Source organism: Brachybacterium subflavum, from assembly GCF_009299795.1.
Lineage (GTDB): Bacteria > Actinomycetota > Actinomycetes > Actinomycetales > Dermabacteraceae > Brachybacterium > Brachybacterium subflavum.
Window position 1 is genome coordinate 370,214 of sequence record NZ_VIGP01000002.1, and the last position, 12,869, is coordinate 383,082.

Below are 12,869 nucleotides of genomic sequence, written 5' to 3' on the forward strand. Positions count from 1 at the left end.
CCGTGATGCGCACCCCCTCGCTCATCGCCGACTCGTGCGCGCAGATGCCCGGCAGGTCCATTCGGCGGCGCGCACGCTGTCGATCCGAGACCGTCGGTCCTCCGTGATCGCGGCGAGGAACTCGTCGACCAGGTACGGGTTCGACCCTCCGTGCCCGGCGCCGATCCTCACCGGTTCGCCCATGCCGGGAACCTGGACCACGGTCTCGTGGACGAACTGGCGAAGCTCCGCGCTCAGGGAGCCCCGTTGATCGGGTGGATCGATCTCCTCGACCGCTGTCCGGTTCCCGCGTCCGCCCTGGGCGGGTCCGGTCATCGTATGCACCAGCATCGGTCCTTCCTGGTGGGTCGGCCATTCCAGACCCATGCGACTGCCGTAGAGCCAGAAACCCTCGATGTACTCGCGAGCCGTGCGGAAGAAGGACATCTGCACCTCGGCGAGGGCGTCACAGTTCCTGAGCCGGAAGGCGCCGATCTCTGTCGGATAGGGGTTGTCGAAGCCGCCGGCGGCGCGCGTGGCCTCGTCGAGGTGCACGGACCCCTCGGCGCTCACGCTCTCGACGCTGGTGCCCAGCAGCGCGAGCGCCGGGGACAGAGCGTGCGTCAGGTAGTGCATCGGGGGGAAGCCCTGCCAGTAGCTCGGGAATCCGTCGAGGTTCTGGATGTGCACACCGCGATAGAACGTCACGTCCCCGAGTGCCCCCTCGCGGTGCAGGGCAGCCGCCCAGCGGAATTCGCGCCCGTAGACCGATGTCTCCATCATCATGCAGCGCCTGCCGGTGCGCCGTTCGGAGGCGATGATCGACGACGGGGTCCTCGACGCGACCGTCGATGTCACCACCACCGAGCTCGAGCCGGCCGTCGTGGATCGGTGTCTCACGGAGGGCTCCTGGCTTGCGGCCCTGTCTGGTGAACAGGCGCCCTCGGGTGGGCGGTCGCACCCCCCCCGGGGCCGGGCGGGCTGCCGCCTCTGTGAAGCGGACGCCGTGGAACGGCGCGCTCCCACGGGACGTCTGCGGGTGACGAAGGCGCGCACACGCAGGGCTGCGGGATACGGTGGCTCGGCCGACGCGCGCGGCGCGCCGACGCCTCACCCCCGCATCGAAGGAGCCGCAGCGTGCAGACGCTCTACCATTCCGGCCGCATCCTCACCATGGTCGACCGCGACGACGCCCCCGAGGCCGTGCTCGTCGAGGACGGCCTGATCTCCGGCGTCGGCGCTCTCGCCGACCTCCGCGAGCGTGCCGGCGAACCCGCCGAAGTGGACCTCGCCGGCCGCACCCTGATGCCGTCCTTCGTCGACTCCCACGGCCACCTGCTGGGCCACGGCCGGCTCGCCGCCCTCGTCGACCTCGAGGACGCCCGCAGCATCGACGAGGTGGTCGCGGCACTCCGCGAGCGCCTCGCCGCGCGCGAGGCGGGCGATGATTCGCCGCTGGTCGGCGCGAAGTACGACCCGACGCAGCTGGCCGAGGGGCGCCACCCCACGCGCGACGACCTCGACCGCGTCTCCACCGAGATCCCCGTCCTCGCCATGCACCGCAGCATGCACGTGGGCGCGGCGAACTCCGTCCTCGTCGAAGCCGCAGGGATCACCGCCGAGACCCCCGATCCCGAGGGCGGGCGCTTCGGCCGTCGGCCCGACGGCACGCCCGACGGCTTCGCCGAGGAGCATTCTGCGCTCGGCGCCCTGTTCACCGCGCTCGACCCGGAAGGCGGCGCAGGCGGCATCTTCGGCGGCGGCGACGCCGCGGACGCACTGCGCCTGGCGACCCAGGACTATCTGCGCCACGGGATCACGACCGCGCAGGAGGGCGCCGCCTCCCCCGAAGCGGTGGCGGACCTCGCCGCCGCGGCACGCGAGGGTCGGCTGCCGCTGGACCTCGTGGTCTACCCCGTGGCCGCCTGGGGCACCCCGGCGCGCGAGCAGTTCGCCGAGTTCACCGGCGACTACACGGGGCGTCTGCGCCTGGGCGGGTACAAGCTGATCCTCGACGGCTCCCCGCAGGCGCGCTCGGCCTGGATGAGCGAGCCCTACGAGCCGATCCCGGGCGACGAGGACCCCGGCTGCGCCTACGCCGCCCACTCGGACGAGCAGGTGCTCGCCTGGACCCGCGAGCTCGCAGCCCGCGGCGTCCAGCTCATCGCCCACTGCAACGGCGACGCCGCCGCACAGCAGTGGATCGACACGGTGACGCAGGTGGGCGCCGAGAACCCCGCGCTGCTGGCCGAGCGCCCGGTGATGATCCACGCCCAGACCGTGCGCGACGACCAGCTCGAGCAGATGGCGCGACTGGGCATGATCGCCTCGATCTTCAGCGTGCACACGTACTTCTGGGGCGACGCGCACCTGCGCAACTTCGGCCCCCGGCGCGGCCGCCGCGTCTCCCCCGCCCGCTCGGCGCTGGACCGCGGCGTGCGCGTCACCCTGCATCAGGACTCCCCCGTCACGCCCCCGGACATGCTGCTGAGCGTGTGGGCGGCCGTGAACCGGATCAGCCGCGAGGGCACGCCCGTCGGCCCCGAGGAGCGCATCTCGACGTGGGAGGCGCTGCGCGCGGTCACGACCGACGCCGCCTACCAGTACGGCGAGGAGGAGACGAAGGGCCGGATCCGCGAAGGGATGCGGGCCGACCTGGTGATCCTCTCGGCCGACCCCCTCGCGACCGCGCCGCAGGACCTGCGGGACATCGACGTGCTCACCACCATCAAGGACGGCGAGGTCGTCTACTCCGCGTGAGAGCCGGGCCTCAGGGCTCGGGGTGGAGGATGACCTCCTCGAGCTCCGCCTCGGGGGCGGCCATCAGCCGCCGGTGGCGCACGGCGAGGAAGACCGCGCCGAGCGCCACCCACACGGCGAGCGCGACGAGCGGCTGGGTGCCCAGGCGCCCCGGGGAGCCCGGGACGAACAGCAGCAGCAGGAAGCCCAGCGACAGCAGCGCGCCCAGCAGGGAGATCGCGCGGTAGACGGGGCGGGCGCGGCCGAAGGCGTCGTGCTCCCCCGAGCGCGCGGGGTGGGCCAGCTTGAACGCGGCCAGGCACGTGTACCCGTAGGCGATGGTCACGCCCACCGAGGTCATGTCCACGATCCACTGCAGCGCGGAGCGCCCGAAGAACGGCGCCAGCAGGCACAGGGCGCTCGTGAACACGATCGCCACCACGGGCGTGCGGTGCCGGCTCTCGACGCGGCCGAAGAACGCCGGCAGCATCTTCGCCCGGCCCATCGCCATCAGCACGCGCGACGAGGAGACGGTGAAGCCGTTCAGGCCCGTCGCCACGCCCATCAGCACCGCGATCACCATCAGGCCCTTGCCGAGCGGCCCCATGATCCCGGCGATCACCTCGGCCGTGGGCCAGGCGGCGTCGGGGTGGGTGTCGCCGTTCGGACCCAGCGCGACGGAGCTCGAGAAGATCATCGCGAGGTAGACCAGGCCCGCCGTGCCGATCGCGGCGAGGATGAGGAACAGCGCCTTGCGGGGCGAGAAGTCGAACTCCCCGGCCGCCTGCGGCACGTTGTCGAAGCCCACGAACGCCCACGGCGCGAAGGCGACCATCACGGCGATCGCCGGCAGCGGCGAGGAGCCCTCCGGGAACGCCGGGTAGAACGCGAAGCCGTGCTGCATGCCGTGGAGCAGCGCCCCCACCAGGATCGCGACGACCGCGATGATCAGCACCACGCAGGCGATGAACTGGAAGCGCCCGGACAGGGCCGTGCCCATCGCGTTCATGAAGCCCGTGGCGACGATCGCGAGGGCCGCGATGATCACCTCGGGCAGGTAGATGTCCCAGCCCGCGACCGTGTACAGGTGCACCTGCTCCATGACCGAGGGCAGCAGCATGCGGAACACGAGCGCGACGGCCGTCGCGTTCAGGGCGACGATGCACGCGTACGCGAGCGCCAGGAACCAGCCGACCACGAACGCGTGGCGGCGCCCGAACTCCTGCAGCACGAAGGCGAGCTCGCCTCCGGTCACGGGCAGCACGCGGATGATCATCCCGTAGCTGATGCCGATGATGCCGATGAGCACGGCGCCGATCGTGAAGCCCAGGAGCGCGCCGGCGGTGCCGCCGTCCTGCAGCCAGTCCACGGGCAGCATGAACGCGCCCCAGCCCACGGCCGAGCCGAGCGCGATCGCGAACACCCAGGAGGGCTTGAGCGTGGACTGCAGGGAGCGCGTGTTCTCGTCGGCGCCAGCAGGGGCGGGCGCCGACGAGGCGTCCGACGGGGCAGGGCCCGATGAGGCAGAGCCGGATGAAGCGGGCGCGGATGCGGACGCGGGGGACGCGGAGGGTCTCTCCGACATGGGGAAGCCTTTCGATGGCGACTGTTCGTACGACAGCTTCATCGCTGCACAGCTTCGTCGCGCGGGCGGAGCCGGGGAGCCATGATGCCACCGATGCGGGGAGGGCGTACCCTCTTCCCCGTCCACTGCGGACCGCGACCCCAGGAGCACACCATGGCGAAGAGCACCGCGTCGGCGGCCGAGCCGATCGAGGGCACCGCCCGCATCCGCTCCATCGGCGAGCGGCTCATCCTGCCGCTGCCCGCCGAGACGAGCGCCCGGCTGCGCACGCGCGGGCAGAACGCCGTGACCGCGGTCTTGGACGGCCACCCCTTCGACCTCGTCGTCGAGCCCGACGGCGCGAAGGGGCACTGGATCGCCCTGGACGCCGAGATGCTCGAGGTGCTGGGTCGCGGCGACGGCGAGGAGGTCTCCTTCACCCTGACCCCGTCGGCCGCCTGGCCCGAGCCTGCGGTCCCCGAGGACCTCGGCGAGGCGCTCGCGGGTGCCGAGGATGTCGGCGAGGTCTGGGAGGACATCACGCCCATGGCCCGCTGGGAATGGGTGCGCTGGGTCGGCGCCACGAAGAACCCCGCCACCCGTGCGCGCCGCGTCGAGGTCTCCTTGGACAAGATGCGCAACGGCAAGCGCCGCCCCTGCTGCTTCGACCTCGCCTCGTGCACCGACCCCGAGGTCTCCACGAGCGGGAAGCTGCTCGGGCTCGAGTGAGGTCGCGGGGCGCTTCCCGGCTCTGCGCTGACGATCGCGGACCGGCTTCGGGGGCGCCCGACGTCGTCCGGCTCCGGGGTCACTCCACCGGGACGTCGTCCAGGAAGTAGTAGGCGGGCACCTTGGCCGCGTAGTCGTTGCCATCCAGCTCGCGCCAGGAGACCACCTCCGTCGACCCCTCGCGCTCCTGGGCGAACTGGGTGGCCAGGAACATCAGGCCGATCACGGAGGCGAGCCCCTGGCGGGCCGGCTCCTCGCGCAGCACGTCGCCGATCGAGGCCTGCCCGGCGAGCGAGCGCACGCGGTTCACCGAGCCGGTGAGGCCCACGGTGTCGATGTCGTTCGTGCGCACCAGGTCCTGGAGCACCTCGACGCTGAGCGTGGTCGCATCGTGCACCTCGGCCTCCACCGGGGCGCCGGGATCCGTCGGATCCTTCAGACGGTGCTGGGAGACCGAGGACATCCGCACCCGCGCGACCCGCAGGTCCAGCGAGAACGGGAAGCGCGTGGAGACCTCGTCCTTCTGCGCGAGCGCGAGGCCCTGCGCCTCCTGCAGCAGGTCCAGCAGCACGCGGTGCTGGCGGAAGTCCTGGGAGCGCACGAACCGCGCCAGCGAGCGGTACAGCTCGGTCTTGACGTCGAGCACCTCCTGCGCGGGCTCGTAGAGATCGCTGAACACGTTCGCGAGCTTCTCGCGGTCATCGCGCGTGAGGTGCTGGGTGAAGTCGCGCTCGAGCAGACGGTCCACGACATCCTGCGCCCGACGGGTCTGGGCGGGGTCGTTGAGCATCCGGAAGAAGGCGGTGAAGGTGCGGCCCACCTGGGACTGGCCCAGCAGGTCGTCGCCCGCGAGCAGCTGCTCGAGGATCTCGCCGCGCGAGGCCTCCGGGGAGAGGATCTGCTCGCGCAGGTGGAGGTCGACGGCGCGCAGGTCCTCGCGGTACTGCAGGAAGTCGCCCGAGAGCTCGGAGGCGATCTGCAGGATGTCCCGCAGCCGGTCGGCGGAGGTACCGGCATCGGGCAGCAGCAGCTCCCCCTCGGAGAGGTCGCGGATCTCCTGCTCGATCGCCGCGCGCCGACGCTGCAGGTCCGCGAGCCTCACGTCGCGATCGGTCTCCGTCTCCTGGGCGAGGCGATCGAACTGCTGGAGGACCAGCTGCAGGCGCGACTCCGTGGTCGTGGGCCGGTGCTCCTCGAGGGAGGCGATGAACTGGACCGCATCGATCGTCGCCGGGGACGGCTCGAACATCGTCTCCAGGTGCTGCGGGTCGTCGCGGCGGGTCAGGTACCCCTCGCGCACCCACGAGTCCACGTACTCGGGCGCGGTGCGGCCCTGGCCGTCCTCGTGCAGCAGGTCCAGGTGCGTCTCGACGCGCGCCACGAGGTCGCTGCGCCCCAGGCGGCGGCTGCCGCCCGGGAAGACCGTCTGCAGGATCGCGAGCACCGCCGGCGCCTTGGTCGCGCTCAGCAGACGCCACGTCGAGAGGCGTCGCAGCTGCTCGTAGGCGTCCTTGCGCGCGGAGACCGTCTGCGGGCGGTCCGTCGAGGACCCCGGGATCGGGGAGGCGGGGTGCGGGGCAGGGGCGAGCGCGGCAGGGGCGAGCGGGGCAGGGGCGAGCGGGGAGCCGGCGTCGGAGCGGGCCGATGCGGACTCCGGAGGCTGCGGCTGGGACTCGGGCGTGCTCACGGCCGACGAGTCTACTGGGGAGCGGCGGGCGGGGCGGCACCGGAGGTACGGGTGGGGTACGGCGCCGGTTCCCGGGCGCTGGGGGTGCCGTTCCCGGGTTCCTCGGCATCGAGAGGTGAGAAGTCGTTGCCACACGGCGCTTTTGACGACGACTTCTCACCTCTCGGCGCCGCGCAGGGGCGAGGTCGGAGCGGCCAGGGGCCGTGGAGCCCTGTCCCAGCGATCCGGACCACGCGGGCCGCACCCCGCCCCTCACGTGAACGCTCACGAATCTGTAGGCTGGAGGCAGTGCCGCCGTCGGCCATGAGCCCCCGGCCCGGCGCGCAGACCCCACCTGACCTGGAGGAATCCTCACGATGACCACCGTCGCTCCCGTGACCGCCCCGACCGACCGCTGGTGGGAGGCCCTGCCCGCCGGCAGCGGCCGCCTGCGCGGCCGGGCGCACCTGCACTCCGACGCCCCGGAGCTCAGTCTCGACGGCACCTGGGACGTGCGCTTCGGCACCCGGGCCGACGGCTCCGACCTGGACGAGACCGTGCAGATCGAGGTGCCGGGCCTGTGGCAGCTGCAGGGCCACGGCGCCCCGCAGTACACGAACGTCACCTACCCCATCCCCGTCGACGTCCCGCACGTGCCCGACGAGAACCCCACCGCCCACTACTCGCGCACGCTCTCCGTCCCCGCCGACTGGGGGCAGCAGCTCGCCGAGGGCGCTCGCGCGATCCTGCGCTTCCAGGGCGTGGACTCGGCGGCGAAGGTGTGGATCGACGGCGCCGAGGTGGGCGTGACCGCCGGCTCCCGCCTCACCCAGGAGTTCGACGTCACCGACCTGCTCCGCGCGGGCGCCGACCACCTCCTCGAGGTGCGCGTGGTCCAGTGGAGCGTGAACACCTACCTCGAGGACCAGGACATGTGGTGGGCCTCCGGGATCTTCCGCAGCGTGGACCTGCTGCTGCGGCCCGTCGGCGGCATCCATGACCTGGTCACCCGCGTCGACTACGACCCGTCCGCCGGCCGCGGCACGCTGAGCGCCCTGGCCACCGGCATCGACGGCGAGGTGCTGCCCGGCGCGCTGGTGCGCATCCCCGCCCTCGGCGTCGAGGCGCCGGCCGACGGCACCGGCATCGACGTCGGCCCCGTCGAGCCGTGGAGCGCGGAGGTGCCGGCCCTCTACGACGCGACGGTGACCGCCCCGGGTCCGGACGGGGCCGACGGCGCTGGCGCCGCCGGTCGCGTCGCGGGCGCATCCGGCGGTGCCGCGGGCGAGACCGTCTCCCTGCGCGTGGGCTTCCGGCGCGTGGAGATCGACGGCGAGATCTTCCGCGTCAACGGCGAGCGCGTCGAGATCCGCGGCGTGAACCGGCACGAGGTCGACCGGCTCGTCGGCCGCACGCAGCATCCGGGCAACCAGGATCTCGATGCGGCGCTCATGAAGCAGCACAACATCAACGCCGTGCGCACCTCCCACTACCCGCCCCACCAGCGGTTCCTCGAGGTGTGCGACGAGGTCGGGCTGTACGTGGTCGACGAGGGCGACTTCGAGGCGCACGGCTTCCACGCCGACACCACCGGCGAGGACTCCACGGGCGCCGCGAAGCGCCCGGCCGACGACCCGCAGTTCACCGAGTCCCTGCTCGAGCGCACCGACCGCTTCGTGCGCCGCGACCTCAACCACCCCTCGATCGTCATCTGGTCGATCGGGAACGAGGCGTCGACGGGGCGGAACACGACCGCGATGATCCAGCGCGTCCGCGAGGTCGACCCCACGCGTCCCGTCATCTACGAGCAGGACTACCGAGCGCTGGACGCGGACTTCTTCTCGCTCATGTACCCCAGCCACGAGCAGTCCCGCCAGATCGGTGAGCGCACGCTCGATGCGGAGAACAGGAAGCAGCTGGTCGGCATGCTGCGCCACCTCGGCGTGGATGCGGCCGACGATGCCTTCGACGACGTCCCGGCGCTCACCAAGCCGTTCCTGTGGATCGAGTACGCGCACGCGATGGGCAACGGCGCGGGCTCCCTGAAGGAGTACTTCGACCTGGTCCACGAGTACCCGGCGATCCAGGGCGGATTCATCTGGGAGTGGATCGACCACGCCCTGGCCACGACCGACGCGGACGGCCATGCGATCGACGGCTACGGCGGCGACTTCGGCGAGCGCCTGCACGACGCGAACTTCGTGGCCGACGGTCTCGTGCTGCCCGACCGCACCCCCTCCCCGGCGCTCGTGGACACCAAGCACCACTACTCGCCCGTCGGGCTCGAGATCCTCGAGGGGCCGACGAACGGCGGGTCCGGCGCCCGCGCGGCGCGGGTGACGAACCGCTACGCGTTCCGCACCCTCGGCCATCTGCGCGCGGAGGTCTCGCTCGACGCGCAGGAGACCTGGCAGGAGCTCGCGCTGCCCGACCTCGCGCCCGGGGCGTCGGCCGAAGTGCCCCTGCCCGAGGGCGACGGCGCCGTGGCGACCGTGCGCCTGCTGACCCGCGAGGAGGAGGGGCCTGTCCCGGCCGGCCACCTCGTGGTCGCCGCCGATCACGTGGATCGCGCCGTGCTCTCCGCGCAGCAAAAGGGCCTGGGCGAGCTCGTCGCACCGATCCCTCCGGATGCGGCCGTGGGCCGTGACAGCTGGCGCGTGGGCCCGGCGGTGCTCGACGACCTGGGCCGACTGGTGAAGGTCGGGTCGGTCGACGTCGCCCACGCCGCGGTCGACCTGTACCGGGCGCCCGTGGACAACGAGCGCGCCTTCACCGCCGTGGCGCTGGAGACCCGGTGGAAGAAGATCGGCCTGGACGTGGCGCGGCTGCGACTCGTCTCGGCCGAGGCGGAGGGCGATGTGCTCGTGCTCCGCCGTCGGCTGGGGCTGGACGGGTCGAGCCTCGGCGCGGACGTCACCGAGCGGTGGAGCAGCGACGGCGAGCGCGTGGGCATCGAGGTGGAGGTGGAGCCCGCGGCGCACTGGCCGGAGGATCTGCCGCTGCCCCGCGTGGGCTGGACCTTCGCGGTGCCCGGCGGTCTCGACGACGTGCAGTACACCGGCTACGGGCCGCACGAGGCCTACCCGGACACCGGCGGCGGCACGACCTTCGCGACCTACCGCTCCTCCGTCGCCGATCTGCAGACCCGCTACGTGATGCCGCAGGAGAACGGCAACCGCACGGGCGTGGTGCAGGCGGCCGTGCGCGGCGACGGGCATGAGGTCGATGTGTTCGCGCCGGAGGGTCTGGGGCTCGCGGTGCGCCCGTGGTCGACGGCCGAGCTCGACGCGAAGGCCCACGACGGCGCACTGGAGGCCGACGGCCTGACCTGGGTGACGCTGTCCGCCGCGCTGCACGGTGTGGGCTCCGCGGCCTGCGGCCCCGTGCCGCTGCCGCAGTACGTGCTCGGCGCGGATCCGGTGACCTTCCGCTTCGAGCTCGCCGCGCGCTGACGTTCCGCAGTCCGGTTGCCCGGCGCCCTGTGCACTTGGCGTAGCAGGAGGTCGGGTCACGTGTCATATGGGTCGTGACCCGACCTCCTGCTACGCGTACTGCTCACCCCCGCCGGAGAGCCGACCGACGCGGCTCTCGCGCGGACGGTGCGTGCGCGGCACGATCGACGTGACCGCGCGGGTCGGCCGAGGCCGGGGCGACGTGACCTGCCCGATAGGCTGGAACCACACGAGGGTCGACCAGCGCAGGGAGGACAGCACATGTCGCAGGGCTACGGGCAGCCGGATCCGCAGCAGAACCAGCCGGGGTACGGGCAGGCCCCCGACGAGCAGCAGGGATACGGCGAGCATGAGGGCGGCCAGCAGGCCGCCCAGCCGTACGACCCGTACCGCAGCACCTCGGAGCAGAGCGCTGCACAGCCGGGCTGGCCGCAGCAGGGAGGTCAGCAGCCGGGCTGGCCGCAGCAGGGCGAGCCGCAATCGGGCGAGCCGCAGCCGGGCTGGCCGCAGCCGGGCGAGCCGCAGCCAGGCTGGCCGCAGCAGAGCGCCGCATCGGCGAACGCTCCCCAGCCGGGCACGGGTCAGCCGGACGCAGGTCGCCCCAGCGCGTCCGAGCAGCCCTCCCCGTGGGGGCAGCCCGCGCAGTCACAGCCCTCGCCCGCGCCGCAGCCGTTCGGCGCCCCGCCGCAGCAGCCGTCGCCCTATGCGGCTCCTCAGCAGACTGCGCAGGGCGGCCCGTACGATCCGGGGAACGCCTCGATGCCCCTCTACGCACCGGCGGGAACGCCGGATCGCAGCCGGCTGACGCGCACCTTCGCGATCATCGTCATCACCCTCGGCGCCCTGTTCCTGCTGATCCGTTCGATCGCCATCATCGTGACCACCGCCGGCGGGTACTCGGCGGGGTACCAGGGCTCCGAGGCGGGGGTCGCCGGCTTCGCCGTGGGCGGCGTGCTGCTCGTCATCCTCAACGTGATCGTGGGCATCGCCCTTCTCGCAGCCGCCATCTACTTCCTGGTGATCGGCCCGCAGCGAGTGCGGATCGGTGGCGGACTGGTCCTCGCTCCGCTCGTGTGCGGCGTCGTGACGCGTGTGATCGTCTCAGCGATCGCGCAGGCCGCTCTGCAGTCCGCTCTCCAGGACGGGAGCTACGACGCCGCGCGGGGCATGCTCGTGGCGATGGTGATCGTCGAAGTGATCCGCCACGTCATCGAGGGCGCGTTCGTGATCGTCGGCGGGATCGTCGTGCTCCGCGCCGCGAAGAAGTCCTGACCTGGGCGCACAGTGCGCATCGCAGCCGTGCGGCTAGCAGCCGACCTCCGCGCGTCCGCTCACCGCGAGACCGCTCACCGCGCCTCGCCGTAGTAGGCGCCCGTGCGCTCCTCGCGCAGGGCCTCGAAGTCACCGCTCGCGATCGCGGCGCGGATCTCGTCGACCAGGCGCACCACGAACCGCTCGTTGTGGATGGTGCAGAGCGTCGCCGAGAGGATCTCCTTGGCGCGGAACAGGTGGTGGATGTACGCGGCGGTGTAGTGCGTGCACGTGAAGCAGTCGCAGGTCTCGTCGATCGGCGCGAACTGGCGCTTGTACCGCGCACCGGTGAGGTTCACCCGGCCCGTGCGCGTGTAGACGGCGCTGTTGCGGGCGACCCGGGAGGGCGAGACGCAGTCGAAGGTGTCGGCGCCGGCGGCCACGGCGATGAACAGGTCGTCGACCTCGCTGATCCCCAGCAGGTGCCGGGGGCGGTCCTCGGGCAGCTCGTCGGTCACCCAGCCGACGATCGTGCCCAGGTTCTCCTTCTCGAGCGCGCCGCCGATGCCGAAGCCGTCGAAGACCTGGTCGTCGACCTCCATCGATCCGAGGTCTCGGGAGGCCCGCCGGCGCAGGTCCTCGTACTGGGCGCCCTGGATGACGCCCCACAGCTGCTGGTAGGGCTTGGTGTCCCGCTCGAGGGTGAGCCGCTTGTGCTCGGCGAGGCAGCGGATCGCCCACAGCCGCGTCCGCTCGAGCGCCTGCTCCTGGTAGGGGCGGGAGTTCATGAGCGTGGTGAGCTCGTCGAAGGCGAACATGATGTCGGCGCCGAGTCCGTGCTGGATCTGCATGGAGATCTCGGGCGTGAAGCGGTGGACGTCGCCGTTGATGAAGGAGCGGAAGGTGACGCCGTCGTCGTCGACGTGCGCCAGACGCTCCTTGCCCTCGGCGACGGCGTCGTCCTCGCCGCTCGCGGTCCGGGCCTTCTCCCCTCCGGAGAACTCGCTGGAGAGGACCTTCTTGAAGCCCGCGCCCAGGCTCATCACCTGGAAGCCGCCCGAGTCGGTGTACGTGGGGCCCGGCCAGTTCATGAACGCGCCCAGACCGCCGGCCTCGTCGACCAGGTCGTGGCCGGGCTGGAGGTAGAGGTGGTAGGCGTTGGCGAGGACCGCCTGCGCGCCGAGGTCCGCGACGGCCTGCGGGAGCACGGCCTTCACGGTCGCCTTGGTGCCCACGGGCACGAACGCCGGGGTCGCGATGTCGCCGTGCGGGGTGCGGATCACCCCGGCGCGGGCCTTCTCGCCGTGGCGCGCGGTGATCGCGAAGCCGCGGCGATCCGGGGAGAGGTCCGACGGGGCGACCGGCGCCGGGTGCGGGGCCGGGCACAAGGCCGGGGCCTGCTGGGCCGACGGGGCCGACGGGGCCTGCTGCGCGGGATCGGACGACGGGGAGGGCATGGGGCTGGGCACCCGCTCAGTGTCCCACGCAG

General features: G+C 72.5%; 8 protein-coding genes. 4 read left to right on the forward strand and 4 right to left on the reverse strand.

The features are described from left to right. Positions 1-21 precede the first annotated feature (21 nt). The gene (locus FHG10_RS05490) at positions 22-879 is read right to left on the reverse strand and encodes a Gfo/Idh/MocA family oxidoreductase (protein ID WP_152352306.1); all 858 of its coding nucleotides are present in this window, start codon (positions 877-879) and stop codon (positions 22-24) included. A gap of 237 nt (positions 880-1,116) precedes the next feature. Here FHG10_RS05490 and FHG10_RS05495 point away from each other — a divergent pair, with 237 nt between their 5' ends. Continuing rightward, the gene (locus FHG10_RS05495) at positions 1,117-2,739 is read left to right on the forward strand and encodes an amidohydrolase (protein ID WP_152352307.1); all 1,623 of its coding nucleotides are present in this window, start codon (positions 1,117-1,119) and stop codon (positions 2,737-2,739) included. 10 nt (positions 2,740-2,749) lie between these two features. Here the strand turns inward: FHG10_RS05495 and FHG10_RS05500 are convergent, their stop codons facing one another. Next, positions 2,750-4,303, reverse strand: a complete 1,554-nt coding sequence (locus tag FHG10_RS05500) for an APC family permease (protein WP_152352308.1) — start codon at positions 4,301-4,303, stop codon at positions 2,750-2,752. 153 nt (positions 4,304-4,456) lie between these two features. Here FHG10_RS05500 and FHG10_RS05505 point away from each other — a divergent pair, with 153 nt between their 5' ends. After that, entirely contained in the window at positions 4,457-5,011 is a 555-nt protein-coding gene (locus FHG10_RS05505) for a YdeI/OmpD-associated family protein (protein WP_152352309.1), read from the forward strand. Between the two features lie 79 nt (positions 5,012-5,090). Here the strand turns inward: FHG10_RS05505 and FHG10_RS05510 are convergent, their stop codons facing one another. Then, on the reverse strand, positions 5,091-6,569 hold the full coding sequence (locus FHG10_RS05510) for a DUF3375 domain-containing protein (protein WP_152352620.1): 1,479 nt from the start codon (positions 6,567-6,569) through the stop codon (positions 5,091-5,093). A 485-nt stretch (positions 6,570-7,054) separates the two neighbouring features. Here FHG10_RS05510 and FHG10_RS05515 point away from each other — a divergent pair, with 485 nt between their 5' ends. Both FHG10_RS05515 and FHG10_RS05520 read left to right on the forward strand, forming a co-directional pair. Then, positions 7,055-10,129 (forward strand): glycoside hydrolase family 2 TIM barrel-domain containing protein, encoded by a 3,075-nt coding sequence (locus FHG10_RS05515; protein ID WP_152352310.1) that lies wholly within the window; start codon positions 7,055-7,057, stop codon positions 10,127-10,129. A gap of 261 nt (positions 10,130-10,390) precedes the next feature. Continuing rightward, on the forward strand, positions 10,391-11,401 hold the full coding sequence (locus FHG10_RS05520; protein WP_152352311.1) for a hypothetical protein: 1,011 nt from the start codon (positions 10,391-10,393) through the stop codon (positions 11,399-11,401). Between the two features lie 74 nt (positions 11,402-11,475). Here the strand turns inward: FHG10_RS05520 and tgt are convergent, their stop codons facing one another. Beyond that, positions 11,476-12,837: a tRNA guanosine(34) transglycosylase Tgt gene (gene tgt, locus FHG10_RS05525; RefSeq protein WP_152352621.1), complete on the reverse strand. Its 1,362-nt coding sequence runs from the start codon at positions 12,835-12,837 to the stop codon at positions 11,476-11,478. Between the last annotated feature and the right edge of the window lie 32 nt (positions 12,838-12,869).

Coding starts and splice junctions, on each gene's coding strand:
- FHG10_RS05505 (WP_152352309.1), top strand. CDS start 4,457: ATGGCGAAGAGCACCGCGTCGGCGGCCGAGCCGATCGAGGGCACCGCC.
- FHG10_RS05500 (WP_152352308.1), bottom strand. CDS start 4,303: ATGTCGGAGAGACCCTCCGCGTCCCCCGCGTCCGCATCCGCGCCCGCT.
- FHG10_RS05515 (WP_152352310.1), top strand. CDS start 7,055: ATGACCACCGTCGCTCCCGTGACCGCCCCGACCGACCGCTGGTGGGAG.
- tgt (WP_152352621.1), bottom strand. CDS start 12,837: ATGCCCTCCCCGTCGTCCGATCCCGCGCAGCAGGCCCCGTCGGCCCCG.
- FHG10_RS05520 (WP_152352311.1), top strand. CDS start 10,391: ATGTCGCAGGGCTACGGGCAGCCGGATCCGCAGCAGAACCAGCCGGGG.